Source organism: Paenibacillus sp. FSL R5-0887, from assembly GCF_038002305.1.
Lineage (GTDB): Bacteria > Bacillota > Bacilli > Paenibacillales > Paenibacillaceae > Paenibacillus_AQ > Paenibacillus_AQ odorifer.
Genome location: NZ_JBBOCE010000001.1, coordinates 1,944,844 through 1,971,345, shown reverse-complemented (window position 1 = coordinate 1,971,345; position 26,502 = coordinate 1,944,844). Strand labels below are relative to the sequence as shown.

Below are 26,502 nucleotides of genomic sequence, written 5' to 3'. Positions count from 1 at the left end.
GTCTTTTTTGTTTTTGTATTATTGCGATTACTTCGCTATTACATTGCTATTACATTGCTATTACATCGCTATTACATCGCACTAGCAGCATCCTCTCAAATCTCATTAAAAAAGCAAAATAGTTGTAAAAAGTACATTTAAGCTCTTATGCTCGCAGCTTTAGGGCAGTTTAATTGCATATTTTACAACTATTATTCTAGAATCCCGCCATATTGAGGCAAGTGCTCGTATTTAAGTGTACAGAGTGCAACTAAATCCACAAAGGCTGCCCTCAAAGCGTATATAGTTGCACAAAATGCAATTAAACAAACTTCGTCGTTACCACGCCTTAGCTGCACTGTGCGTTGGTGGTAAATGCAATTAAACAAACTTCGTCGTTACCACGCCTTAGCTGCACTGTGCGTTGGTGGTAGATACAATTAAACAAACTTCGTCGTTACCACGCCTTAGCTGTACTGTGCGTTGGTGATAAATGCAATTAAACAAACTTCGTCGTTACCTCGCATAGCTGCACTCTGGCACATTGGCGGTAAAGTCCCAGTATAATTGTTGTATTGTGGTCAGTTCACACGAGGTCTTGTTTGTTCGGACTGTATTGCAGCTATTTTCACTTTTTAGTTCATTTTGCGATAGTTTCGGACTGTATTGCGCTTATTTCCATAAAAACACACATTATGGAAGCTACTTTGCACGAATAGCTGCATCTAAGTCCGATAATTTAGCAATATGAATGAAATTATTAAATTAACGGCTCCTCAGTCCGATCTATAGTGAGGGGGATCTAATTAGATGAACTTCGATTATAGTCGAAGGGACCTAAATTAGTTAGTATAATTAGGTAGTCCCTTTATGGTTTTTTACATCCAGAGAATAATGCATCGTGCAGAATATTAGGAGGAAATGAATAGTGGAACTTGGAGTAAGCACATTTGTCGAGACCACACCTGATGTCCAAACGGGTGAGACAATAAGTCATGCAGAACGACTACGTGAAGTAGTGGAGGAAATCGTACTTGCCGAAGAGGTGGGATTAGATGTATACGGAGTAGGTGAGCATCATCGGCATGATTATGCGGCGTCTTCACCTGCGGTTGTACTGGCTGCGGCTGCTTCGTTGACTACTAAGATCCGGCTGAGCAGTGCTGTAATGATCCTGTCTTCAGCCGATCCGGTGCGTGTGTTTCAGGACTTTTCAACGCTGGACGGAATTTCAAACGGACGTGCGGAGATTATGATCGGCCGGGGTTCGTTTACAGAGTCTTTTCCTCTATTCGGATATGATCTGAAGGATTATGAAGAACTGTTTAATGAGAAGCTGGAATTGTTATTAGCCATCCAAAAGTCAGAAAAAGTGACCTGGAAAGGCAAACACCGAGCAGCTATAGAAAATTTGGGGATTTACCCGCGTCCGGTTCAAGATCCTTTACCGATTTGGATCGGGAGTGCTGGAAGTCCAGAGTCTGCGATCCGCACAGGATCACTAGGTTTGCCTTTTGTTTTAGCGATTATAGGGAATGTTCTACCACTGGATTATGCGTCACATGTACAGCTTTACAAAAAAGCAGCAGCTGAAGCCGGGCATGATATTTCAAAATTTCCAATCGCTTCGCATTCACACGGGTTCATAGCGGAGACTAATCAGTTAGCGCTGGAGAAATTTTTTCCTTCAACGTATGCCCGGACCAATGTGCGGGCGAAGGAAAAAGGAACACCTCCGTACCATCGTGCAGATTATGATGCAGCGTGTAGCTTAGATGGCGCCCTTTACGTAGGTGATCCAGAAACTGTCGCTAATAAAATCATTCATCTGCGCAAGCATGTGGGAATTACGCGATTCTTTTTACATGTGCCGCACGGCACGATGCCTCATGAGGATGTTATGCAGGCGATTAGACTGCTGGGCACCGAAGTGGCCCCACGTGTGCGGGAAGAAGTAGCGCGCTGGGAAGCAAGTAACCGCTAATTTAGTAAGCTGCGTCCTTAGGACGTGGCTTTTTTTGTAAGGTATACTGAAGAAATGAATAGCGTTTTATACAGGAGGGGCAATGGAAAAAAATCATTATTTATCTCAATTCAATTTGCTTCAATCGTTAGGACTGGAAGATCTTATTGAAATGGAAGAATTAACGCGAATAACAGTAGTCCCCAAAAATACATATATCCAAATACCGTCAACCTTTTCTGAAGGGCTGTTTTTTGTGAAAAAAGGGAAGGTTCGCTTGTACCAATTAAACGCAAACGGTAAGCAATTTACATCGGATATCCTCAGTGAGGGTAATGTTTTTGGTGAAATGGGTATGATTTCTTTTGGAACGAAGGAACATTATATTGAAACGATAGAGGAAAGCCATATCTGTACAATTGATCCTGCAAGGTTTGAAGAATTTATCTCTCACCGGCCTAGGTTTATGATGTCATTATTGCAAGTATTGAGCGACCGCATAAAAAGTATGAGTCAGTTAACTCAAAATCTAGCCATCGGAAATCTGCATGATAAAATATTGTGCGTTCTTTTAAAGCTAGCGGATCAGCATGGGGTTGAGCATAAGGATAATTGTTACAAAATTAATGTTCCTCTATCGCATCAAGAAATCGCTAATTTAATTGGAGCCAGCAGAGAAGCTGTAACAGTGGCATTGCAAGAATTGGTGAAAGCGGAGGTTATTCAGACAGGGTTCAGAACTATCTATATCCAGCGAGACAAGATTTTGGAAAGAAATATAACATAGCTATCGAGTTGTAAACGAGATTACAGCTTCATTTTTAGAAACAACGGTATCCTAGCTATGACATGAAGGTGATTTAAGCTTTCAAATCATAGTGAAGGGACGATTTCCATGGAACACAGGAAGGGCGCTCGAAAGGTTACTGAAATTCCCGTTGAGATTGTAGAACTGCTGAATAAAGGATATTTACAGACCGTGAATTTAACGGAATGGCTTGCTGTGGATCATCTTACATTGCTGGAAAATGTACTGAATGAGCTAGGTTTTGAACAGGAAGCTAAACCAATTTTACAAAGGCTGAATGCGTTATCGGAAAAGAAAATCATGAAGCTCATCCCGGTGATTTCACGTGAGTGGCAGCTTCTATTTGACTGTAAATCAGAGCTGGAACGTTCCCGATTATTTGCTGTGTTAGCTCATCATAAATCCGATAGTGTTCGCTGCTGGGCTGCTTATATCGTGGGCCAGAATCATCAATGGAGTCTAGTTCAAAAACTAACAGCAATCCGTCCTTTTGCAGCGGATGGTCATTTTGGGGTGCGTGAGATTTCATGGATGGCTTTAAGGGAATCAGTCATTGCCGAGCTGGATGCTTCCATTGAATTATTAAAGGCTTGGGTTCATGATCAGGACGCAAATATTAGGAGATTTGCGATCGAATTGACGCGCCCACATGGGGTATGGGCAAAGCATATTACAGCGCTCAAAGAAAATCCAGCGATTGGCCTTCAGCTATTAGAACCGCTTAACTCTGATCCGGCAAAATACGTTCAGGATTCTGTAAGCAATTGGTTAAATGATGCTAGCAAAAGCCATCCGGCATGGGTACAGCAAATTTGTGATGAATGGTTGAACCTATCAGGTACCAAGGAAACAAAGCGGATTGTAATCCGGGCTACAAGAAGTATTACTGATCAAAAATAAAATAAGTGCATCACTTTAGACTGGATAATCAAACGTCAAACACTATGGGCTAATAAGTGTTGGCGTTTTTTTGTTGTGGAGTTAACTTGGATAATTCAAGAGAAAGACTCCTTCGTGTTTATTATTTAAACCAAAATTCATGAAAATATTTATATTGTTAATCCTCAGGTCATCTGTTATACTCAGAAACACCAAATGTTATAAAAACTAACACTAATTATAGGGATGGAGGATTTTCGTATGAAAAAACAAATAATTCGTAATGTAGGTGTCACGTTATCCCTGTTTTTAGGGGTGAACTCGTTATCGAGTGTTATGTATGCTAACACATCGAACGATGCGTATAAACCCAAAACCCATGTACTGAAGGCGAATTCGGAAACTGTTCGATGGGGGAATATAGGTAAGGGAGATCCAGCTCTAACTGTGCATTCGGGAGACATCGTAACGGTTGAGGCCATTACACATCACTCAGGGGATGATTACGAGCGGATGATTAAAGGAGATGCGGGAGTAGAGGATATTTTCCACTGGATTGAAGGGGAGAAGAACGAAGCGCTCCGCGGGCCAGGCGTACACATTATGACAGGTCCTATCGCTGTTGAAGGTGCTGAACCAGGAGATGTGCTGGAAGTGAAGATTCTGGACATGAAGCTGAGACCAAATGGGAATGACCAATACGCTGGCAAAACATATGGCGTGAATGCCGCAGCGAACTGGGGCTATCTATACGGAGATATGGTAGAGGAGCCGAAAAAGCGTGAGGTAGTAACTATCTACGAGATGGATACGGAGGGTGGAACAGATTATGCAACAGCTGTATATAACTACAAATGGTCTGTGCAAACCGATCCAGATGGTCAAGTGCACCCGACAATTGACTACCCGGGTGTTATCGTTGACCATAATACGATTGATAAGAACTTCGATGTGCTAAAAGGCGTGAAAATTCCGGTACGTCTCCACTTTGGTACAATGGGTGTGGCGCCGAAAGAAGCGGATGTTGTTGACTCCGTTCCACCTTCTTACAACGGCGGTAACGTAGATGATTGGCGGATTACCGAAGGTGCAACGATGTATTATCCAGTATCCGTAGCTGGTGCACTTCTGTCGATCGGTGACCCGCATGCCGGTCAAGGTGATTCGGAGATTAACGGAACTGCGATCGAGACATCGGTCACTGGGGATATACAAGTCATTCTTCATAAAAAAGCATCGCTTAACAACAAGCTGAAAGGTTTAAACTTCCCATTACTTGAAAATGAGAACGAGTGGGTTGTACATGGATTCAGCTACGCCAATTATTTGGAGGAGCTGGGGGCTAGTGCTCAGACGGATATCTTCAAAAACTCGTCCATCGACAAAGCGATGAAGGATGCCGCTCATAAAACAAAAGATTTTTTAATGGCTGGAATGGAATTGAGCGAAGATGAGGCGTACTCTCTGATGTCTGTGTCAGCTGATTTTGGAATTACACAAGTGGTGGATGGAAACTGGGGCGTACACGCCTTAATTGATAAAGGTCAATTCGGAGATCCCGAGCGCAAGCCCGTGGTTTTACGGAGCAGCTTTGAGAACTTTGGAGCAAAGGTTGGCTGGCAGCCAGCCACTAAGACAGTTACGCTAAGCTACAATGGCAATGTTCTGGAGATGAAGGTTGGAGCGACAACGGGGATTTACAACGGAGAGACAGTGAAGCTTGTAGCCCCAATAAGTGTTGTGAACGGGAAGATCGTGGTCAGCGAATATTTCGTGAACTTTTATAAAGCTAAGCTGGCTAAGACAGAGTAGGACGAAATAGCAATTATTCGATAATCCTAAAAAAATCCAAATGAGAAAAGAACCGTCTTTATAGGCGGTTCTTTTTCTTATATATTCAATCCGTCCTGATTTTTGTGGCGTTTTAATAAGATTTGGTTTTCTACACGTACCAGTCCATCCAGACAGTAGATTGATTCATGCATAAACCGTTCCATCTCTTCAAGATTCTCTACCAAGATGTGAATATGCAGAATACATGGTCCCGTCATTTCGTATAATACAGCTACGCGTTCGTTTTCCTTTAATACATCGACGATATGATTTAAATGAGCAGGTTCTACTTCAAGTTCCAGGTAGGCGGAGATTTTCTTTCCTAGCTTTTCAGCACTGATGACAATCGAGAACTGTTCAATAATCCCTTGATTGACTAGCCGATCAATACGATCTTTCACCGCGACACTTGATAAACTGACTTCTTTAGCTAGATCAGTATAGGAAATTCTGCTGTTTTGGGCCAGCCGCATCAAAATATGGTTATCGATAGGATCTAGCATGCGGATTCGTTCACCTCTTTTTTCGTAATTGTATCAGAAAAAAAGTGGAAATGCCTAGTAGCGCTTTACAGTAGAAGTGTGTGACGGCATTCTCTCCTGAAGATAGTTGACATAAAAGAATTATTTCACTATACTGGCTGTAATCTTATATACGATATACGTTGAAGGAGCCCAGTAGTAACTTAGTCCCTGTTTCAGAAAGCCGGGGGGTGATGAAACCCGGTACACACTAAGCTTGCGAATTACACTTTGGAGTATCTCGGGTAATACCGAGCGGAATGGCGAACGATATCTCGTCAAGAGTGGTATCAATGGTATGCTTGAGCATAAGCGTTTCATGGGTGCAATCTGGGTGGTAACACGGTTATTCAATCGTCCCTATGTCTACAATAGACAAGGGGACGATTTTTTTTGTTTTTAAATATAAGGATTTATAGGGTTCACTTCATCAATACTCCTTATATTTCTCGCTGAAACGGTCCCGTCCTAATCAGGAGGGCGAACCGTTTCCGCTTGGCGGACTGATGTTTCATTTATAGGATAACTACTAATTTTGAGGGGTGTAAGGCAATGAATATTATCGACGAACTAGAATGGCGCGATGCCATCAATCAACAAACAGATGCCGAAGGGCTTAGAGAACTGACCAATCAAAAATCGGTATCCCTGTACTGCGGTGTAGATCCAACAGGTGACAGTATGCATATTGGCCACTTGATTCCATTCATGGTGCTCAAAAGATTTCAACTGGCAGGACATCGTCCGGTGATTCTTATTGGTGGGGCTACGGGAACGATTGGTGATCCAAGTGGGCGTCAATCTGAACGCTCTTTGCAAACGCTGGAGCAAATCCAAGCCAACGTTGACGCACTTACAGCACAGATGAAAAAACTGTTCGTGACTGATGGCGACAATCAAATCCGCATGGTGAACAACTACGATTGGACGCATAAAATCAATGTTATCGAATTTTTGCGTGACTATGGTAAAAACTTCAGCATCAATTCGATGCTTGCCAAGGATGTTGTAGCGAGCAGATTGGACAGCGGAATTTCCTTTACGGAATTCTCCTACCAAATCCTGCAATCCCTGGACTACCTGCACCTGTTCCAGCATGAAGATGTGCAGCTGCAAATCGGTGGTTCTGACCAATGGGGGAACATCACAAGTGGCTTAGATCTGATTCGTAAAAAAGAAGGTTCTGAGGCGGTAGCATTCGGACTTACCATCCCGCTTATGCTGAAAGCCGATGGTACAAAATTCGGTAAAACAGCTGGCGGAGCCATTTGGCTGGATCCGAACAAAACGACAGCTTTTGAATTCTACCAGTTCTGGGCGAATACAGATGACCGTGATGTTGTGAAATACCTGAAGTACTTTACATTCCTCTCTAAAGAACAAATTGATGCACTTGCAGAAAAGGTGCAGACCGAACCGCATAAACGTGAAGCGCAAATAACACTGGCTGAAGAAATGACCAGATTCGTGCATGGTGAGGAATTGCTGGAGCAGGCTAAACGTATTACTGCCGCTCTGTTCAGTGGAGATATTAAATCTCTAACCGCTGACGAGATCGAGCAAGGCTTCAAGGAAATGCCGACCTACGAAACGACATTGGAGTCCAAAAATATTGTGGAGTGGCTGGTAGATCTAGGAATTGAGCCATCCAAACGTCAAGCGCGTGAAGACATCACCAAAGGCGCAATTTCCATGAACGGTGAAAAAGTTAGCGATGTAGCATTTGAAGTTACAGCCAGCGAAGCCATCGGCGGACGTTTTATCATTATCCGTAAGGGTAAGAAAAACTACAGCCTGGTGAAATTGTCCTAATAATAAGAAGCCTTCCTTATGAATAAGGAAGGTTTTTTGTTGTATTTTAAGTATAGAGGCCGACTATTTGCATATTAAGTGAAATTTGAAAGGTGAAATCGTCAAAATTATGGTAAGCTTAGGATTCGTGTGATTTATGGATTAACATGATATTCTACAACTATAACAGAAAATTAGGAGTGGTAATTTGAGAAGACAAAAACCAATGACCATGGAAGAATTAATGAATGAGTTACAAGGACAGAAAACGTATCAAGAAGATCCCAATCACATCTCTTTCGAGAAATTGTTTAATGAAGCGTTTATGAGTAAGTATTCCAATTACAAAAGTTTCGATGAGTTTGTAACCAAAGGGAACTTTCAAGTAAAGACAGAAGAAGATGTTGCTGACATACCTGATGAACTGTTTGATCGTCATGTTGTTAGGGAGACGAAGTTTGCGGATTGGAAATCCATGTTGGAAACAGCGAATAGAGAATACGTCCGTAATTAATAAGACTAGTCTCTAACTACCGTTAGACTCATCCACAAAGAAACTGCACACCCTTATTGCTTTGTCCCAACGGACAATGGGGAGTGCAGTTTTTTTGTGCCCAGTTATTTGACCAGCTATGATGTTTTACTCATCGTTGACTTGCAGATCTATGATTTAATTGAACAAATAGGAATTAGGTTTTACAAAGATAGTATTACATAGGAGGGGCAGAATCGTATGACTGCATGTATACAAACCTCTAAGCAGAAGACCCTTCATGTCATGTGGAAAACCGTCTCAGAGGATTGTAATCTAGCCTGTGATTATTGCTATTACAGTACAGCCGGGGGACATCCTCAGCAACCGATCCGGGTGATGGATACGGAGCTTCTGGAGCGGTTTATCGCTCAGTACATGAAAAGATCATCAGGGATAGCGACTTTCTCTTGGCAGGGTGGGGAGCCATTATTGGCCGGACTTTCGTATTTTGAACAAGTGATTTCATTCCAAGCTAAGTACGCTCCACCTCATACGATGATCAGTAATGCACTGCAGACCAATGGAACGCTTATCCATGAGAAATGGGCGAAATTTTTTAAACGGTATAACTTTTTGGTTGGGATTAGTCTGGATGGCCCAGAGCCTATTCATGATGCTCATCGTGTAACAGGTTTGGGAAAAGGCAGTTATGATCTAGTTATGCGTGGGATTCGTCATTTACAGAATGAGGGTGTGGAGTATAGTATTCTGACGGTGATTCATGAAGATAACGTGACGAAACCAGATGAGTTGATGGCATTTTACCAAGAACATAAATTTCCTAATATTCAGTTTATCCCCTGCATGGATTTTGTTTCTCAGAAAAGTGATGTAGCGGGACGTTTCCGAATTACACCCGAACAATACGGAGTCTTTTTATGCCGTACATTTGACCTTTGGTACAATGAGGGGTACTCAGAGCTTCCTATTCGTATTTTTGAGAATATGCTTCTTGTATTCATGCATCGTGAGGCAGAGTTATGCGTTCACAACTCATGTTGCCCGAAGATGATGGTGCTTGAAACGAACGGGGATGCCTACCCTTGCGATTTCTTTATCGATGAAGAGCATAGGCTAGGAAATATCGGCCAAACTGACCTGGAAGCGCTGCTAACCAGCCCAGTATATGATGATTTTTTGTTAATGAAGCCCAATATGAATGAATCATGCTATAAGTGTGAGTACCTTAGCTTTTGCAATGGGGGATGTCCGCGCAACCGGAATTGGCTTGATGTTAATGATCGGACTGAGGTTGATTATTTCTGCCACAGCTACAAAATGTTCTACTCATACGCCTATGAACGCATGTTATTACTGGCGAACCGACTTAGATCGGAGCGGATGCTGGAGTACAGGAAAAGTGCAAAACCACTTCCAGGTCGAAATGATCCATGTTTCTGCGGAAGCGGGAAGAAATTCAAAAATTGCTGTCAGGCATTATAAGCTTTGACTACAGAAGGTTGTCCCAACAGTCATGCAAAGGATTGGGAACAACCTTTTTGTTATGCTATAGAACCATATGATTTCTCACCATTATTGCCGCACCCGTCACCACAGCTTCTTCTTTTAATATACCTAGGGAGAAGTGAGGTTGGTATTCAGGATAACGGTAAGTGTTTCTCTGTGCCACCTCCACCGCTGTTTGGAAAAACAACTCGTGAGAGTGAATGAGTGCACCACCTAGAATGATGGTCTCTGGATGAAACAGGTTGATAACGTTGGCGAGCCCGATCCCGAAGAGGCTGGCAGCTTGGGTAAATAATTCACGCGCGTGTGGATTACCGTCTCTAAAGGCTTGTACCAATACATCATAAGTCAGCTTCTCAGGCGCCACTTTATATCTTTGGAGGATCAGATCGTTGTCCATTTTCGCCTCTGAGCGCGCACTTTGTTCTAGTGCCTGCACAGATACGAATGCTTCCAGAGCCCCGTAGTTCCCGTCATGATTTAATCGGGGTCCATCTGTCTGGATGATCATTTGACCAATTGCATCTTCCATATCCATTGTGCCATGAACAATACTTCCATGCGACATCATCGCATAGCGGAGTCCTGCTCCAGCATGTACATAAAGCATATGCTGAATGTTTGCGTGACGGATAGACCATCGTTCCCCAAGCAGTGCAGAATTGGCACCGTTGTCCAACCATGCCTTGAACCCCGTCCGTTCCTCTACCAGTTTGCAAATCGGCAGATTGTTCCAGCCTGAAGAAGGGAAGTGCAGCGGTTTTAGGATCAAGCCTTGTTCCCGATCAAGTGGCCCCACAGCCCCTATTCCTATCCCGATGATTTGACTGTCCACTAACTGATGGTCCCTAAGGAAAGCGCGTATTTGAATACTGATATGATCTATAAATCTTTCAGGTGTGAATGCCTGATCCATTCGCCAGTGAACTATTGATTTTGGGTTCATTTGCATATCAAATAAACCAAGGGAAGAATACACCCTGGAAATCTCTAAACCGATTATATAACCGTAGGAAGGATTGATCTGGTATAAAATAGGTCTTCTGCCTCCGCTAGATTCTCCAAATCCGCTTTCTATCAGCAAGCCTTCTTCCGTCATCTCATCTAATATCCGGGTCATTGTGCTTTTGGTAAGCGAAAATGTCTGTAAAAGATCCAACTTGGAAACAGTGCCTTGTTCGGCGATTCGGTCGTATAGGAGTTTTTTTGGTGATGGAATATGTGTCGAGCGCTTTTCCACGATATACCTCCAAGCTATATATAGGATGAACTTGTAAGATCGTTTTTTATATAGTTTGTATTTATTAACATGAATATAGTATAACTCATAAACCCTTGGTTGTATTTTACCGTTCAAAAAACTTAATTCCATTTTGGGAAAAAGTGATATAATGAAATTACGACAGATTATATAAGGGTGGATTCCATGAGAACAACTATGAAAACAAATATGATACCGAATACAGACCTGAGGATAAGTCTATTGTTTCAGTTGTTTTGGGTATTTGTTCGAATTGGTCCTGTAACCTTCGGGGGAGGTTATGCGATGATCCCTATGATCGAACGGGAAATTTCCGCTAAACGAAAATGGCTGGCTGAAGAGGAGATGGATGAAATTCTATCTTTAGCTGGTGCTGCACCTGGGGGTGTAGGTGTAAATGCAGCAGCATTCATTGGTTATCGTCTTGCTGGTGTGAAGGGTGCGATTGCTGCAATCGCAGGGATAACGATTCCGACCTTTATCATTGTTTGTTTGCTTAGCGCCGTATACTCCCAACTGGCAGACCAGCCAAAAGTCATTGCCGCTATGAAAGGGATAAATGGTGCTGTTATTGCCTTGATCCTAGTAGCTGCATATCGAATGGCCAAGAACGCTATAATTGACAAGACTACCGCTGTTACGGCGTTAGTTATACCGGTTGTTTTACTGGTTTTCGGAATTAATCCCATTTACGTGATTGCAATTGGTTTATGTATTGGGTTTGTATATCTGCAAATTAAACAGCTCTTTGGGCTCCAAGTTCGAACGGAGAAGGAGTCCTTGAAAGCTTCTGATGAAGAATCGAATTATCCGGAGTATTACATCTAGGGGGAAGCGATGTGATTTGGAGTTTATTTTTCACTTTTATAAAAATTGGCCTTCTCTCGTTTGGAGGAGGGTACGCCATCATTCCGATGATTCAGCATGAAGCCATGGCTGGGGGTTGGTTATCCGAAGGGGAATTCCAAGAGGTAGTTTCCATCGCAGGGATGTCACCCGGGCCTGTTGCAACGAACAGTGCAACCCTGATCGGATATCGTATAGCCGGAATCGAAGGAGCGATTGTGTCAACATTAGGCATGGTTCTGCCCTCATTTTTAATCATCATCGTTATTTCCGTCTTCTTTTATCGGGTGAGGGACAGTCAATGGATTAAAACGTTATTTTATGGTTTGCGGCCAGTGATTACAGGCTTGATTGCCTATGCTGCGATTCGTTTTGGCTTAAATAGCGTGGAACATGCTTTTATTACTTGGCAGACCCTTGGCATGTTGATCATTGTATTCGCTGCACTTTATGGTTTAATGAAATATAAGCTGCATCCGCTCACCATTATCGTTGCTTCTGGCATTCTTGGGGTAGCTTTTTTTTAGACAGAGCCGGGACGATCCCAGATTGGAGGTAAATCATGTCAGAGAATATACGGGCTTGTTGTTCAGCTAGTCGAAATCAAGTCGCGAAACAAGAATCTATTGATGTTTGTAAGGAGAACACAACGGTTCAAGGAATAACAGGGGTGAAAGATTTCTCGGACATGATCCTTATCCCTGGAGGCACTTTTCTTATGGGGACGGATGATAAGGAAGGGTTCCCCGCAGATGGAGAAGGGCCGACTAGGAAGGTTACCTTATCTTCCTTTTTGATGGATGCAACGGCGGTTACGAACAAGCAGTTTGCTGCTTTTATCAAGGAAACAAACTATGTTACAGATGCGGAACGATTTGGATGGTCTTACGTGTTTCATTCTTTTGTTTCCATGGAGACTGGGAAAAAGGTGACCCAAGTAGCCACTCAAACCCCCTGGTGGTGGGTGGTGGAGGGAGCGGATTGGTGTCATCCTGAAGGTCCGGATTCCCATTTAGATGAACGACTTGATCATCCGGTTATTCACCTATCATGGCATGATGCGGATGCATATTGTCGCTGGGCTGGTAAACGTCTGCCTACGGAAGCGGAGTGGGAGTATGCCGCACGAGGAGGACTGGTTCAGAAACGGTATCCTTGGGGGGACGAATTAAAACCAGGCGGAGAGCATCGCTGTAATGTATGGCAGGGAAAGTTTCCCGATAAAAATCATGCCAGCGATGGATTTGCAGGTACCGCACCTGTAAATTCCTATCTGCCTAACGGCTATGGTCTTTATAATATGTCAGGAAACGTGTGGGAATGGTGCGCGGATTGGTTTACTAAGGATTATCATTTATCTTCCGAAGCCGTGAATCCGAAAGGTCCAATAAGTGGTGTCGCAAGATCAATGCGCGGAGGATCGTATTTGTGCCATAAATCTTACTGCAACCGTTATCGGGTGGCGGCTAGAAGCAAAAATACTCCAGACAGCTCTGCCGGAAATATTGGCTTTCGATGTGCGGCTGATTATACAGGTTAGAGCACTTTTACGACTACTACATAAGAAGGAGGAACTTCCTTGTCCTCTATCATCCATAGTCAGTTTGACATCAGCGTGCTGGACGTCCTAAAGATTCAATATCAGAAGCGGATCCTGTTCGATTATGTCCAGTCTTGTTATACCGTCTCTTATATCCAAAAAGGTGAGGTATTGACGACATCCTCCGAAGGAGAATATGTTGCTTCTGCCGGAGATGTGATGATCCACCGTCCTAACGAGCCTTTCAATGTGATCTCCAAAACGGATGGCGTACATTATCTGTTTAATATTAACGCTAAAGTTAAAGACGGAGATGACTTTTTTAAGTTATTCCCTTTAGGCAAGGTGATTCGGGTCCGGGATCGAAGCGAATATGAGCGAAGGTTTGACGAGTTGCGAAGCCTGTGGTTGCAGGAGGAAGATGATTTCAGGAATGTTCAGGTCGGTTCATTGGCATTTTTTCTTCTTTATGAAATTATGGAGAGTACCAAGCTTGGCGGGCGCCGCTCTTCACGAGATCCCTTTATCACGGACCGCTTTAACGAAGCGTTGCAATATATGGAGGAGAGGCTTGATCAGGAGATTAGTAGAGAGGAGCTTTCCAAGCTCTATCATATGAATCCTGTTTATTTTAGCCGGGCATTTCAGAAAATATATAAACTGACACCCATGCAAATGCTGCGAAAATTGCGGCTGCAGCAAGCTAAACAAATGCTGGAATATACGGATTATACAATCGAGCATATCTCCCAGAGATGTGGTTATTATGATGCTTCACACTTCAGCAAGGTATTTCGTGGCGAATACGGCAAGGGGCCGGCAGAGTACCGGAAAAGTATCGAATTTACAAAAACAAACATCGCTGCTCCATAGCGGAGTTTTCCATATTCATTTACTCTTATAAGCATGAGCAGATCATTCTAAGCTCCCCGAATCGAGCGTAACCATTTCGATGAAAAGGAAAGGCAGGGAATAACTCATGAGAATCTTGTATTTGGATTTGGATTCGCTTCGCCCGGACCATCTGGGATGTTATGGCTATCATCGGAATACCTCCCCGAATATCGATTCAATCGCTAAAGAAGGTGTCACCTTTACCAACTACTATTGTTCAGATGCTCCTTGCCTGCCGTCTCGTTCCGCCTTAATGTCGGGGCGATTTGGCATTCATAATGGGATTGTAGGGCATGGCGGAACCGCTGCTGATATGCGTAGAGAAGGAGCCAAACGTGAATTCAATGACCGTCTGGGGATGGAGAGCCTTCCGGCTATATTAAGGCAAGCGGCGATGAAAACCGCATCGATCAGCACCTTCTCCGAACGACACTCGGCGTGGACCTTTAACGCCGGGTTCCAAGAAGTGTTTAATGTTGGTGGCAGAGGGCATGAGACGGCAGAGCAGGTGCTTCCAGTGGCACTTAAATGGCTTGAGGATAACGGGGAGTCCGAAAATTGGTTTCTGCACCTGAATTTCTGGGATCCGCATACACCTTATCGTACACCCGAGAGCTACGGTAATCCGTTCGAGAAGGAGCCTTTACCCGATTGGATCACGGAAGAAGTGTTTGAGCTTCACCGAAATAAGAAGGGGCAGCATAGTATTGAAGATATGAATGCGCTCGCGAAATCGCATTATCAGCAGCATTTCAGGCATCAGCAGGAGATAGAGAACCGTGATGACCTGCGTGTTATCTTTGACAACTATGATGCTGGAGTTAAGTATCTGGACGAGCATCTCGGGAAAGTTTTTTCTAAGCTGAGAGAACTTGGCGTGATGGAAGATACGGCTATCTTGATCTCTGCGGATCATGGAGAGAGTCTGGGTGAACTAGGAATTTACTCCGAACATGGCACAGCAGACGAGGCGACTTGCCGTATTCCGATGATTGTTCGCTGGCCAGGGGGCAAGAAGGGAATTGTGGAGGAGGGGCTACATTATCACCTTGATCTAGGACCTACATTAGCAAGCCTTTTGAATTTGAAAGGGGCTGCTTCTTGGGATGGTGAAAGTTATGCAGGTGCCATTCTGGAGGGGAATTTGGGAGGGCGTGAGTATCTCGTAATCTCACAATGCGCGCATGTGTGTCAACGCAGCGTCCGATTTGCGGATTGGTTATATATACGTACCTATCATGACGGACACCATGGATTCCCGCAAGAAATGCTGTTTGATTTGAAGCATGATCCTTATGAACAACATAATCTTGTCGAAGTACGTAAAGACGTTTGTATGGAGGCTGTCTATCTGTTGAATGAATGGCATGATCATATGATGGGCTCCATGGATTGTGATATCGATCCATTATGGACGGTACTTATGGAAGGTGGACCCTACCATGCCAAAGAGTATCTGAGCGCATCCTTATAGGATGCTTAATAATATCCTAATAAATGCGGCGAATGAAAGACATATGAAAGGGAGGTTGCCCTGAATGGGCAACCTCCCTATTTATGTTCTCGCTTTTTGTGGATCTATTAAAGATCCGGGAAGCCTCAAAACGGTCTTCGTCCCGCTACCCTCCTTACTGTACAGCAGAACGCCGCAAGGATCGCCATACTTAAGATTTAGACGATTATTGACATTTAGGAGACCGATATGATCTCCTGATTCTATATTCTTACCAGCCAGCAACTCCGTAAGTTGTTCCAGTCTTGTTGTATCGATACCTACACCATTATCTTCAACCACGATTTCAAGCAGCCCCGCTTCGTTTTTCTCTACGGAGATCAGCAGAATTCCTTGTCCTTGTGCCTCAAGCCCATGACCAAGCGCATTTTCAACAATAGGTTGAAGGATCATTTTAGGCACGGGAATGTGTAACCATTCCTGTGGACACAACAGCTTGTAAGTAAATTTGTCCGGGAAACGGCCTTGGTAAATCCTCACACAAGATTCCGCGATTTTCAGCTCTTCCCCAAGAGTTACCTCCTCTTTGCCTTTGATGCTGTACTTGAGCATTGTGCTTAAGGCGGTAGTCATCTCGAAGATATCCCGATTTCCTTTTACGATCGCAACGCCCTTGATTGTATCTAAAGTATTGCTTAAGAAATGCGGATTAATTTGACTTTGTAAATACGAATATTCCGCCCGCTGCTTTTCCAGATCGGTCAGATAAAGTTGAGTTGAAGCATCGATTAATTGGTCCGTCAAATCGTGGATTCGTGTGGTCATATCGTTGAACTGTCGAGAGATGATTTCAATCTCAGCATAGCCCTTTAAATCGACCTTGTTGTTCAATATCCCCAGACTTCCACCCTTTAATTGATTCATATAGCGCATAAGCCTAGACAACGGTCTTAAGAGATTCATCATAAGTACAGAATAGGGAATAGAGACGACCAGCAAGATTAAGGCTAGAAGAGCATAGCTGACCTTCTTCAATTTCTCCAGTTCTTTCATTAAATTATGGACAGGAACAGCAGTTATGATTTTTCCAGAGATCTCCGGTAAGCTAAAGGACTGAATTGCATATTTCTTTCCATGAACCGTCTCGACGATGGACTCTCCATCCCTTCCAGTTGCCCGAGTTTGAAACTGCTGGAGCATATACTCCGGCTCATTGCTATTAGAGTAGATCATGCCTTTATCATCCATCATAAAAAAGCTGGTTCCGACCAATCGGGGATACTCAGAAATTTCAGTTTGAATGGCTTTCATATCTACAATAACTGCGAGATAGCCAATTTTTTCACCATATAGGGACGTGTCACCTGAAGCGAAGATGTTCATCCCGAAAAGCAGTTTTCTCTTGTCGATGACTTTGTCTGGAGGACTGTATCCGCGATAATGAACGATTCCATCCTCCTCAGCTGTTTTCATAAGATCGATAGCATATTTTGTTCTTCCTGCTAAGGAAATACGTGTGTTTGAGCTACCGATAACAATAATATCTAAGATATCCGTGTTCATATTTCGGGCGATGCTCAACAATCCTTCAACTTTCTGGGATAGATCGTAGACTCGAAGCTTATCATTCTCGACTAGGAACTTTTGGACGGTCGAATCGTAACCCACATTCATCATCATGGAAGAAACGTTGGCATAGTTGTCAGAAATCCGTTGCTTGAGGAGGGAGACCAGCTCCGTATTGTATTGCGTATTTTGATTAATGATAGTCTCGCTTGATAGTTGGTAGACTCGTGAAACGATGATTGGGATAATGGCAACAATAAATAACCCGAATAGCAAAACCTGAGTACGGATGGATAGTCTCTTAAATGTTTTCATTGTTTTGTTCCCTATATTGTGTAGGTGTCATTTTGAGATGCCGCTTAAAAATTCGTGTGAAATAGAAATAATCCTGAAAACCGCATTTCTCACCGATTTGGTAAATGGAAAGGTTGGTTTCGATCAGCGTTTTACAAGCGTATTCAATTCGTAAACGACTGATATGTTCGATGATGGTCTCGCCGGCCTCTTTTTTGAATAATTGGCATAAGTAATTTGGGCTTAAAAAAAACTGATTGGCTAATTGCTGGATCGAAATTTCTTGATTGAAATGGTTGCGGATGTATAACATGATTTCTTTGACTTTGTGGTTTGAGATTCGTGAAATATCAGATTCGTTTCTGTTCATAAAAATATCAAGTGTCATAAGAATCAGATCATCAATCATAGCTTCAGCCGTGCCGTACCGATAATAGAGCTGTTCATATCCTTCAAAAAAACGGCCGCTAACCCGAGTCCCTTCCCGAGGAAATAAGTAGAGGATCGATGTATAGAGCAAATAGGCTTCTTTAATGGTGAACGTTCCCTCTTTGAATAATTTCTTTATCGATTCCATGGCTGCTATGAAACCGAGCCGGTCTTTATTATGAAGAATCCGGGAAATCTCTTTGAGCTTCTCGTCGATCGGTATTTCCTGTTGTGGATTCACCCGGTAACATCCGGGCATCCCCGTTGTGAACATACTGAAAGCAGCATGAGAGGCGGACTCTAAAGACGCATCCAATTGGTGTATATCCGAAATAGGAGGACCGATCCCGACTCCGCACTCTTGTACAACTTCTGTTTGTTTAAGACCCTGGAGGAAGACTTCGTATTGGCACTCTTCCAATAAGTAACCATACCGACGGCGGCTCATTGGGAAGACCAGGGAAGAGAACTGCCTGACATCTACAGGTGAACTTAACCCTTGGATAACAATGGGGATATGAGGGGTATCTTTCGACAAGGGTATTTTCTTCTCATCCAACCATAAGTTAATTCGTTCAAGATCTCCGGAACAAACCGCTTCATAAAGTTCGAAGTCGTGGATAGGTTGTTCTTTAACTGTCTTGGAATCGTGTTGCTGGGCTATTCGGTTGAGCATTCCTTCAATTTCTTCGATTTCAAAGGGTTTGAGACAATATCCGAAAGTACCATAATTCATTGCTTTTTGTGCATAAGCGAACTCGGCATGTCCGCTGAGTACGATAAAGATCGTATCCGGCGCGATGGCCTTGCCACGTTGAATGAGCTCTAGTCCATTCATAACAGGCATCTTGATATCTGTTAGAACAAGGGTGGGGCGAAGCGATTGAATTAATTGAAGGGCTTCTTGCCCGTTTTCGGCATCGTCGATCACTTCAAAGCCGTATTTCTTCCAATTCACTCCTGCTTTAATTCCTTCTACAATCCACTTCTCATCATCTGCAATAATTACTGAACGCATAAGTGAATCCCCCTCTCTTTATAGAGCTCTTAGATTTATCCTAGCGATTGTGGACCAAGGGGGGTATGGACGATCTTACGCTCACTATGTCCGATATTACGTGCCACAGGAAGGTCTCCCGCAAAGGTGTGAAAAATCCACATGATCGGAGTTGTATTCTCTATACAAGAGAATTTACACTCCCGATATAATTTACCATATAAATCGCTTACAAGCATAACAAACTCATACAGAAAGGTGGGGAGAAGATTGGCTGATTCTGTAACCGCTCGTACGCCTAAACGAAACTTAAAAACTCGTGCTCCAAAGCAAAGTTTAGGAAAAACGATTTTACAGTACAAGTATTTTTACCTCATGGTTCTACCGGTGTTAATCTGGTATGCCCTCTTCAGCTATGCTCCCATGTACGGTGTAACGCTAGCGTTCAAAACATTTAATTACAGTGAGGGGATTCTGGGAAGTCCTTGGGTTGGGTTGGAGAATTTTCAAACGCTGCTGACCGACCCCGATTTTCGCAAGGCGTTTTGGAATACGGTCATTATCAGCTTGATGAAGCTGGTCACTCATTTCCCGATGCCCATTATCCTGGCGATTGTTTTATATGAGTTTTCCAGGACAAAAATGAAGCGGTTTTTTCAGACGATCCTGACGTTCCCGCATTTTATATCGTGGGTTGTACTGTCGGGGATTATTATCAATATTTTAAGCAAGGACGGGATTTATAACCAGATCATCATGCTGTTTGGTGGAGATCCGAATTCTCCTCTTGTCGATGAAAGTGCATTCAGACCCGTTCTGTATATCACGCATGTGTGGCGAGAGATCGGTTGGGATTCAATCATTTACCTGGCGGCTCTGGCAGGGATCAATCCTGAGCTGTTTGAAGCGGCTGAAGTGGACGGAGCGAACCGGTTTCGCCGTTTGCTAAACATCGCATGGCCGGGTTTGAAGAGTACAGTCGCAGTTCTGTTAATCCTTCAAGTTGGACAACTACTAACCCAAGGTTCGAGCTTTGAGCAAATTTTCAACCTGTATAGTTCGCCGGTATATTCGGTTGCCGACACGATCGATACTTACATTTATCGGACTTCCTTCACGATTGGAGGAGACTTTGGATATATGACCGCCGTGGGTGTCGTCAAGTCCATTATCAGCCTAATCCTTTTATGGGCGGCCAATACGTTCGCTAAGAAGATGGGCGAGGAAGGGCTGTATTAATCTGCAGGAAAAGGGGAGAAGCAAGTGACCGACACAACGGTTAAAAAGAGAAAAAAGTGGAGTGTCTTCGATATCGTCGCATTCGTGGTTCTGGGGCTCCTAGCAATAGTAACATTTTTTCCTTTCTATAATGTTCTTATTATCTCTGTGGCAAAGTTCGAAGCGATTAGTAAAAGTGACTTTTATATTTTTCCGCTTTCGTTTGACCTGTCCGCTTACAAGCTTTTGCTTCAGGATATGAAGTTTTGGACTTCCATCTTTAATTCTGTCATCGTAACTGTGGTTGGCGTGTTGTTCAGTATGACAATCTCTGTGGCGGGAGCTTACGCATTATCCAAGCGGGGTATGCCCGGCAGAAACATAATGCTCAGCTTGATCTTGTTCACTATGTTTTTCAATGGCGGTTTAATTCCTTTTTACTTAGTCGTCAAGGATCTAGGATTCGTAAACAATATACTCGTCATGATCATCCCCGCGGGTCTCAATACGTTTTATCTAATCATTATGAAAAACTATTTCAATACCATTCCAGAAAGCTTGGAAGAATCGGCTAAGCTGGACGGGGCGAATGATCTGTACATTCTTTTCAAAATCATTATTCCGATCTCTGCTCCATTCATGGCGACTTTTGCTTTGTTCTATGCTGTGGAAAGATGGAATGAATGGTGGTATGCGCTGATTTTTATCAGTGACGCTGCTAAAGCACCACTTCAGATTTATCTGCGGGAGACACTCATTACTTCGAATTCCTTGCTAAGCCAAATGGCACAAACGATGGCCGAGCAGGAGCAGACGGGGAAGGTCTACACACCTGCACTTCAAATGGCAGCGATTGTAGTTTCGAGTATTCCGATTATTGTTGTTTATCCGTTCCTGCAGAAGCATTTTAATAAAGGGATTATGGTGGGTTCAATAAAAGGATAAGAAAGATTTTAAATAGATTGATTCTATCCTAAAATAGTATAAAGGGAGGTTTCAAGCATGCATAGAAAGAAAATAATGACATTGGCATTATGTATAACTTTGTTGGCTTCAGTACTCACGGCTTGCGGTGGAGGCAATAACGGCAAAGGGCAGGCTGGTTCAAACGGTGAAACATCTCCGAATTCTTCTAACTCCACGGATAATCCTTACAAGGATCCAATGACCATTTCTCTTGGGTTTTGGGATGCGGATGCCGAGATTGCTAACATCGAAAAGGACCCGATCGCTAAACAAGTATTGGAGAAATTCAACATCACACTAAAACCTGTCAATTTGTCTTGGGATGACTATACCCAGAAGATTCAAATGTGGGCCGCTTCCGGCCAATTGCCAGACATTTTCGCGATCGACGCCGTCGGCACGCAATATCAGCGCAAATGGGTGAATCAAGGCGTTGTCAAAGCGCTCCCGGATCTTTCAAAGTATCCAAACCTTGCAAAATACTTCGAATCCCCAGATATTAAAGGATTAGGAGTAGATGGAAAGTATTATACTGTGCCTCGCCGGATGTTCCCGAGTGTTGATTGGAGCGCACTGGATCGTATGGTCTTCTATCGTTGGGATCTTGCTCAAAAGGCAGGGATCACCAAAGAGCCAGAGACATGGGAAGAGTTTGAAGCCATGCTTGATGCAGTCGTAAAGTCGGATCCGGAAGGCAAGCATGTTACTGGTCTTACGACGACAACTACCAAGATGCTGGGCGGATTCTTCTGGTTGTATGGCAACCCGGTTGCTACTAGTGATGGAAGCGGCAGTGATTTTAAATGGATCAAAGAGGATGGAAAGTTTATCCCTGCTGTATTCTCTAAAAATGCGCTGCCAGCGCTGCAAAACATGAAGAATATGTACGAAAAAGGATTGATCGATCCAGACATCGCGCTCGTCAAACCAGCAGAGTCCTATGACAATTTCGTAGCAGGCAAAGCAGCTGCTCTTCTAAGCGGTGGAGGTTTCATAAATTTAAATAGCGATATGTATGAAAAACGCTGGAAAACAGCTTATCCGGATAAGGATATGACGGAGAGCGTGAAGGCGCTCAAGCCGCTTATCGGTCCTGATGGTGAACGCTCACACGCCATCTTTAAAACATACTGGTCAGAAAGCTATTTCAGCAATAAGATTGACGATAAAAAGATGGATCGCATCATGGCACTCTATGATTATGTGTTGTCTCCTGAAGGCAAGGATCTGTTGACTTATGGCATCGAAGGTGTAGATTATAAGCTCGAAAATGGGCAGAAGGTTGTCATTGAAAAGGGTTCATTAAATGAGAAGTATCCAGCTAGCAGATTTCTGAAGAATTTGGTGGCTTATGAAACTTCAGATAGCTATAACATGGATAACCCGACGATTGCTAATGAAGGAATCCGCAAAGAAGCTGTCGATTACATCGACTGGATTCAGAACAATACAAAGGTGCCAGAATACGACATTCGGTTAACTTATATGTCCACCCCAACAAAGGATAAATTTACTGTGCTTGACCATGATGATTTGCTTAAGATCATGCTTTCCAAAGAACCCGTTGAGAGTTACTGGAATAGCATTGTGAACGATTATAAGGCTAAAGGTCTTGATAAAATGATAGAGGAAGTAAATGAGAAGGCCAAGGAACAAGGTATTGAATAATGGATGAATAGAGAAGATCCGGGCGGAAGTAGCCCGGATCTTCCGTTTAATTATTTGAAGTATGGCTTAGACTGTGCGGCGCTACTGACCGCATACTTATAAGATTGGGAGGGTAAAGTCTATGAACCTTAGCATTCACTTGACAGGGTTAACCGAGAAACAGTTAGCAGCTGTTTCAGAAGTAGCGGGAATATTGAGTATTCGAATGGAACGCTCAGGGATACCAGTGATTTGTAAGAAGCAAGGGAAGGGCATTCAAATATCTTACGATGAGGCTCAGGTCACCATTGCGTATGAACAGGAACATCAATTGTTCCGGGCACTCAGCCGATTTCTTGAGAACGTACGCCGTGGAGAACGAGTTGAAATTAATGAACGGCCGGTTTATGAACAGTTAGGCTTCATGGTAGACTGTTCGCGAAATGCGGTTCTTAACTATGAAGGATACAAGGAATTGATCCGGCGTTTAGCGCTTATGGGATATTCAACGGTTCAGTTGTATACGGAAGACACCTACGAACTGGAGGGATACCCTTATTTCGGCTATTTGCGAGGCCGATATACAGGAGATCAAATTCGGGAGCTGGATCAGTATGCCGCGTTATTTGGCATAGAACTGGTTCCTTGTATTCAGACCCTGGCCCATCTCGGCCAAGCGTTGAAATGGCAGGCACATGCACCGCTTGTGGATTTCCAGGATATTCTCCTTATTGATGATCCCAGAACTTATGAGTTAATTGATCGAATGTTTGCTTTTATGTCGGCTCATGTAAGCAGTCGCCGCATAAATATCGGGATGGACGAAGCTCATATGATGGGACTTGGTAAATACCTGGATAAGCATGGGTATCAGGATCGAACCTCATTAATGTTAAAACACTTTAGCACTGTTATAGAGATCGCCAGAAAATATGGTTTCCAGACTATGATGTGGAGCGACATGTTTTTCCGTCTGGCCAGTTCCGGAGAATATTACGATGCTGAAAGTCCAATTAGCCCTGATATTGTAAAGCTGATTCCTGAAGATGTTACCTTGATCTACTGGGATTATTATTCGGAAACGCAGGAGAAATATGACGGGATGTTAAGCAAACATAAGCAGTTGAATGATCATATTGGATTTGCAGGTGGTGCTTGGAAATGGATGGGCTTCGCTCCAAACAATGAATTCAGTCGCCATGTCAGTCTGCTGGCTCATGATAACTGTGTTAAGTATGGAATTCAAGAAGTGTTGATTACCGCATGGGGAGATAATGGCGCTGAAGCTTCCGTTTTCTCGGTTCTTCCTACCCTTCAACTTTGGGCGGAGCTCTGCTACACGAGATGTTTCGTGGAGAACCATGTCAAAGAAAGATTCAGTAGCTGCGTGCAAGGCAATTATGATGACTTTATGGCACTCGATGCGGCCAACTTGGTTCCGGGTAATTCGGCACCGGGGGGATGTTCTATCAATCCGGCTAAATACTTGCTTTATCAAGATATTTTATGTGGTTTGTTCGATCGATATGTTATTCCTAGCGCGTATTCGAAGCATTATCAGCAAAGTGCAGAAAAGCTCGAACAGGCGATCACTCGCAATTCGCCTTGGCAATCCTTATTCTCTGTACAAGCCAGCTTGTGTCGCTTGCTCGAAATAAAGAGCGAAATCGGGATTTCTATACGCGAAGCTTATCATCGTGGAGATTTAGAGGAATTGGCTCACTTTGCCAAGGTGACTTTGCCACAATTATCTGATTTGGCCAGACAATTCATGGACGACTATCGAGTGCAATGGGAGCAGGAAAATAAGGTGTTTGGTCTTGATGTCTTTGATCTTCGTATGGGAGGATTGCTTCAGAGAATCAGAACGGCGATTCATCGAATCAATCGTTATGTCGAAGGGAACGTGGAACAGATTGCTGAATTAGAAGAGGAGCTTCTGACGTTCGACGGCCTTGTTGACGAGGGCGACCCCAGGGCGATAAGTGCGAATTTATGGCACACGATTGCAACACCGTCCGTGATCGCTGGGATTTAAGAAGGGGGTGAGGTTATGATTGATACTAATCTGGACAATCAAAAGGGCACAAAGCAGCCTAACCTTCTGCTTATCACCGTAGATCAGATGCGTTTTGATTGTCTGAGCATTATGGGACATCCCGTCGTTGAGACACCCAACCTGGACGCTCTGGCATCAAGGGGGATCTTATTTGAGCACGCGTATTCGGCTACCCCCAGTTGTATTCCCGCCAGGGCTGCTATCATGACAGGAATGGGGCAGAGATCACATGGCCGGGTTGGTTATCAGGATAAGGTTGAATGGAATTACGCCCATACGATTGCCGGAGAGCTTGCTCAAGCTGGTTATCATACGCAGTGTGTTGGCAAGATGCATGTGTATCCTGCACGTAATCTATGTGGATTCCATAATGTGGTGCTTCATGATGGATATCTTCACTACAATCGGGATAAGAACCAAACGTTCCATGATGAACACTATGATCAAGTGGACGATTATTTGCAGTGGCTGCGAAGACAAACTGATGCCAATTCGGATATCACTGACTTAGGCCTCGATTGCAACGCCTCAACGGTTGCCCGCCCCTGGCACTTGCCGGAAGCGATGCATCCAACGAATTGGTGCGTAACCGAGTCGCTAGACTTTTTGCGAAGAAGAGATCCTGGGAAACCATTTTTCCTATGGTCTTCCTTCGTTCGCCCCCATTCCCCCTTGGATCCGCCACAATGTTATCTAGATATGTACAAGGACTTGGAATTTCCTGATCCTCCAATCGGAGACTGGGTGAACGAGAGTGCGGCCTTAAACGCAGCTAAGGATCCAACTTCTTCGTTCACTAATTTGCCAAAGCGCAGATTGGATCGTGCCCGTGCCGCGTATTACGCGCTAATTACGCATCTTGACGACCAAATTGAGAGGTTGATCAATGGGCTGCAGGAGTATGGAGTTTTAAATAAAACTTTGATTCTATTTACTTCTGATCATGGTGAAATGATGGGGGATCACCATTACTTCCGCAAATCTCTTCCTTATGAGGGAAGTGCTAAGATTCCTTTCATAATGTTTGATCCGGGAAAAACGCTTGGACTTCTTGCCGGCTCCCGGCTTGATTCCATTGTAGAGCTTCGTGATATTATGCCCACATTTCTTGAAGCTGCTGGCGTCCAAATACCATTTACAGTAGAAGGGCAAAGTGTGTTGCCGCTGTGCAGGGGAGATCAGACATTATGGCGATCTTATATTCATGGGGAACAAGCCTATGGAGAAAAGTCCCACCACTTCTTAACGGATGGAAGAGAGAAATTTATTTGGTATTCTCAGACAGGGGAAGAGCAGTATTTTGATCTAGTGGCAGACCCCTCAGAGAAGATTAATGCGATAGACTGTACTGATAAATTTGAGCGTATAAAAGAGTGGAGAGAGCGTCTTATTCAAGAGCTGGAGGGACGAGAGGAAGGGTTTGTAAACAACGGCGAATGGATTGCCGGACGCCCAATTTCTCATATTCTAAAGGCATCCGAATTGGGAAAATAATCATAACGTAGGGCAACCTGAACTTTCAGGTTGCCCTACGTCTGTTACGGAAAGATTAAGGA

At 43.6% G+C, this 26,502-nt stretch carries 21 protein-coding genes and 1 other annotated feature; of the genes, 17 read left to right on the top strand and 4 right to left on the bottom strand.

Annotation, left to right across the window (positions count from 1 at the left end; all coding sequences use genetic code 11):
* Window positions 1-907: 907 nt before the first annotated feature.
* From MKY14_RS08825 to MKY14_RS08810, 4 genes are all read left to right on the top strand, one after another.
* Window positions 908-1,963 carry an LLM class flavin-dependent oxidoreductase gene (locus tag MKY14_RS08825; RefSeq protein ID WP_340392089.1) on the top strand — a complete coding sequence of 352 codons (1,056 nt, stop codon included), beginning with the start codon at window positions 908-910 and terminating at the stop codon, window positions 1,961-1,963.
* A gap of 82 nt (window positions 1,964-2,045) precedes the next feature.
* Window positions 2,046-2,729 (top strand): Crp/Fnr family transcriptional regulator, encoded by a 684-nt coding sequence (locus tag MKY14_RS08820; protein WP_248548789.1) that lies wholly within the window; start codon window positions 2,046-2,048, stop codon window positions 2,727-2,729.
* Between the two features lie 108 nt (window positions 2,730-2,837).
* Window positions 2,838-3,650: a DNA alkylation repair protein gene (locus MKY14_RS08815; RefSeq protein WP_340392088.1), complete on the top strand. Its 813-nt coding sequence runs from the start codon at window positions 2,838-2,840 to the stop codon at window positions 3,648-3,650.
* A 240-nt stretch (window positions 3,651-3,890) separates the two neighbouring features.
* The gene (locus tag MKY14_RS08810) at window positions 3,891-5,441 is read left to right on the top strand and encodes an acetamidase/formamidase family protein (RefSeq protein ID WP_340392085.1); all 1,551 of its coding nucleotides are present in this window, start codon (window positions 3,891-3,893) and stop codon (window positions 5,439-5,441) included.
* Between the two features lie 77 nt (window positions 5,442-5,518).
* Here MKY14_RS08810 and MKY14_RS08805 read toward each other — a convergent pair whose 3' ends face one another.
* The gene (locus tag MKY14_RS08805) at window positions 5,519-5,965 is read right to left on the bottom strand and encodes an Lrp/AsnC family transcriptional regulator (RefSeq protein ID WP_038571749.1); all 447 of its coding nucleotides are present in this window, start codon (window positions 5,963-5,965) and stop codon (window positions 5,519-5,521) included.
* 152 nt (window positions 5,966-6,117) lie between these two features.
* Window positions 6,118-6,348: a binding site (T-box leader), on the top strand.
* 187 nt (window positions 6,349-6,535) lie between these two features.
* On the opposite strand from MKY14_RS08805, the gene tyrS reads away from it, so the two are divergent.
* From tyrS to MKY14_RS08790, 3 genes are all read left to right on the top strand, one after another.
* The gene (gene tyrS, locus MKY14_RS08800; RefSeq protein WP_076129736.1) at window positions 6,536-7,795 is read left to right on the top strand and encodes a tyrosine--tRNA ligase; all 1,260 of its coding nucleotides are present in this window, start codon (window positions 6,536-6,538) and stop codon (window positions 7,793-7,795) included.
* Between the two features lie 205 nt (window positions 7,796-8,000).
* Window positions 8,001-8,288: a hypothetical protein gene (locus MKY14_RS08795; RefSeq protein WP_036688213.1), complete on the top strand. Its 288-nt coding sequence runs from the start codon at window positions 8,001-8,003 to the stop codon at window positions 8,286-8,288.
* A gap of 219 nt (window positions 8,289-8,507) precedes the next feature.
* Entirely contained in the window at window positions 8,508-9,752 is a 1,245-nt protein-coding gene (locus MKY14_RS08790) for an anaerobic sulfatase maturase (protein ID WP_340976332.1), read from the top strand.
* A 64-nt stretch (window positions 9,753-9,816) separates the two neighbouring features.
* Here the strand turns inward: MKY14_RS08790 and MKY14_RS08785 are convergent, their stop codons facing one another.
* On the bottom strand, window positions 9,817-11,016 hold the full coding sequence (locus MKY14_RS08785) for an ROK family protein (protein WP_076129734.1): 1,200 nt from the start codon (window positions 11,014-11,016) through the stop codon (window positions 9,817-9,819).
* A 186-nt stretch (window positions 11,017-11,202) separates the two neighbouring features.
* Between MKY14_RS08785 and MKY14_RS08780 the strand changes: the two genes are divergently transcribed.
* The 5 genes from MKY14_RS08780 to MKY14_RS08760 all read left to right on the top strand — a co-directional run bounded on the left by MKY14_RS08780 (window position 11,203) and on the right by MKY14_RS08760 (window position 15,791).
* Window positions 11,203-11,865: a chromate transporter gene (locus tag MKY14_RS08780; RefSeq protein ID WP_340976328.1), complete on the top strand. Its 663-nt coding sequence runs from the start codon at window positions 11,203-11,205 to the stop codon at window positions 11,863-11,865.
* A gap of 11 nt (window positions 11,866-11,876) precedes the next feature.
* A complete protein-coding gene (locus MKY14_RS08775) occupies window positions 11,877-12,410 on the top strand; it encodes a chromate transporter (RefSeq protein ID WP_076129733.1) in 534 nt (177 codons plus the stop codon).
* Between the two features lie 35 nt (window positions 12,411-12,445).
* Window positions 12,446-13,423, top strand: a complete 978-nt coding sequence (locus MKY14_RS08770; protein ID WP_340976326.1) for a formylglycine-generating enzyme family protein — start codon at window positions 12,446-12,448, stop codon at window positions 13,421-13,423.
* A 39-nt stretch (window positions 13,424-13,462) separates the two neighbouring features.
* A complete protein-coding gene (locus MKY14_RS08765) occupies window positions 13,463-14,296 on the top strand; it encodes an AraC family transcriptional regulator (protein ID WP_340010432.1) in 834 nt (277 codons plus the stop codon).
* A 106-nt stretch (window positions 14,297-14,402) separates the two neighbouring features.
* Window positions 14,403-15,791, top strand: a complete 1,389-nt coding sequence (locus MKY14_RS08760) for a sulfatase (protein WP_076309059.1) — start codon at window positions 14,403-14,405, stop codon at window positions 15,789-15,791.
* An 81-nt stretch (window positions 15,792-15,872) separates the two neighbouring features.
* Here MKY14_RS08760 and MKY14_RS08755 read toward each other — a convergent pair whose 3' ends face one another.
* Together MKY14_RS08755 and MKY14_RS08750 are read right to left on the bottom strand one after the other, a co-directional pair.
* A complete protein-coding gene (locus tag MKY14_RS08755; protein WP_340976322.1) occupies window positions 15,873-17,651 on the bottom strand; it encodes a cache domain-containing sensor histidine kinase in 1,779 nt (592 codons plus the stop codon).
* Window positions 17,638-19,077, bottom strand: a complete 1,440-nt coding sequence (locus MKY14_RS08750) for a response regulator (RefSeq protein WP_340976320.1) — start codon at window positions 19,075-19,077, stop codon at window positions 17,638-17,640. Before MKY14_RS08750 ends, MKY14_RS08755 begins: the two co-directional genes overlap by 14 nt.
* A gap of 249 nt (window positions 19,078-19,326) precedes the next feature.
* Between MKY14_RS08750 and MKY14_RS08745 the strand changes: the two genes are divergently transcribed.
* The 5 genes from MKY14_RS08745 to MKY14_RS08725 all read left to right on the top strand — a co-directional run bounded on the left by MKY14_RS08745 (window position 19,327) and on the right by MKY14_RS08725 (window position 26,440).
* Complete coding sequence (locus MKY14_RS08745; protein WP_076194905.1) at window positions 19,327-20,295, top strand: ABC transporter permease; 969 nt, start codon at window positions 19,327-19,329, stop codon at window positions 20,293-20,295.
* A gap of 24 nt (window positions 20,296-20,319) precedes the next feature.
* Window positions 20,320-21,219 (top strand): carbohydrate ABC transporter permease, encoded by a 900-nt coding sequence (locus MKY14_RS08740; RefSeq protein WP_076129726.1) that lies wholly within the window; start codon window positions 20,320-20,322, stop codon window positions 21,217-21,219.
* A gap of 57 nt (window positions 21,220-21,276) precedes the next feature.
* Window positions 21,277-22,908 carry an extracellular solute-binding protein gene (locus MKY14_RS08735; protein WP_340976314.1) on the top strand — a complete coding sequence of 544 codons (1,632 nt, stop codon included), beginning with the start codon at window positions 21,277-21,279 and terminating at the stop codon, window positions 22,906-22,908.
* Window positions 22,909-23,029: 121 nt separating this feature from the next.
* Window positions 23,030-24,925, top strand: coding sequence for a family 20 glycosylhydrolase (locus MKY14_RS08730; protein ID WP_340976313.1), 1,896 nt, complete (start codon window positions 23,030-23,032; stop codon window positions 24,923-24,925).
* A gap of 15 nt (window positions 24,926-24,940) precedes the next feature.
* Window positions 24,941-26,440, top strand: coding sequence for an arylsulfatase (locus MKY14_RS08725; protein WP_340976311.1), 1,500 nt, complete (start codon window positions 24,941-24,943; stop codon window positions 26,438-26,440).
* The last annotated feature ends 62 nt before the right edge of the window (window positions 26,441-26,502 follow it).

Coding starts and splice junctions, on each gene's coding strand:
- MKY14_RS08790 (WP_340976332.1), top strand. CDS start 8,508: ATGACTGCATGTATACAAACCTCTAAGCAGAAGACCCTTCATGTCATG.
- MKY14_RS08805 (WP_038571749.1), bottom strand. CDS start 5,965: ATGCTAGATCCTATCGATAACCATATTTTGATGCGGCTGGCCCAAAAC.
- MKY14_RS08735 (WP_340976314.1), top strand. CDS start 21,277: ATGCATAGAAAGAAAATAATGACATTGGCATTATGTATAACTTTGTTG.
- tyrS (WP_076129736.1), top strand. CDS start 6,536: ATGAATATTATCGACGAACTAGAATGGCGCGATGCCATCAATCAACAA.
- MKY14_RS08815 (WP_340392088.1), top strand. CDS start 2,838: ATGGAACACAGGAAGGGCGCTCGAAAGGTTACTGAAATTCCCGTTGAG.
- MKY14_RS08770 (WP_340976326.1), top strand. CDS start 12,446: ATGTCAGAGAATATACGGGCTTGTTGTTCAGCTAGTCGAAATCAAGTC.
- MKY14_RS08725 (WP_340976311.1), top strand. CDS start 24,941: ATGATTGATACTAATCTGGACAATCAAAAGGGCACAAAGCAGCCTAAC.
- MKY14_RS08750 (WP_340976320.1), bottom strand. CDS start 19,077: ATGCGTTCAGTAATTATTGCAGATGATGAGAAGTGGATTGTAGAAGGA.
- MKY14_RS08795 (WP_036688213.1), top strand. CDS start 8,001: ATGACCATGGAAGAATTAATGAATGAGTTACAAGGACAGAAAACGTAT.
- MKY14_RS08760 (WP_076309059.1), top strand. CDS start 14,403: ATGAGAATCTTGTATTTGGATTTGGATTCGCTTCGCCCGGACCATCTG.
- MKY14_RS08780 (WP_340976328.1), top strand. CDS start 11,203: ATGAGAACAACTATGAAAACAAATATGATACCGAATACAGACCTGAGG.
- MKY14_RS08755 (WP_340976322.1), bottom strand. CDS start 17,651: ATGAAAACATTTAAGAGACTATCCATCCGTACTCAGGTTTTGCTATTC.
- MKY14_RS08730 (WP_340976313.1), top strand. CDS start 23,030: ATGAACCTTAGCATTCACTTGACAGGGTTAACCGAGAAACAGTTAGCA.
- MKY14_RS08810 (WP_340392085.1), top strand. CDS start 3,891: ATGAAAAAACAAATAATTCGTAATGTAGGTGTCACGTTATCCCTGTTT.
- MKY14_RS08820 (WP_248548789.1), top strand. CDS start 2,046: ATGGAAAAAAATCATTATTTATCTCAATTCAATTTGCTTCAATCGTTA.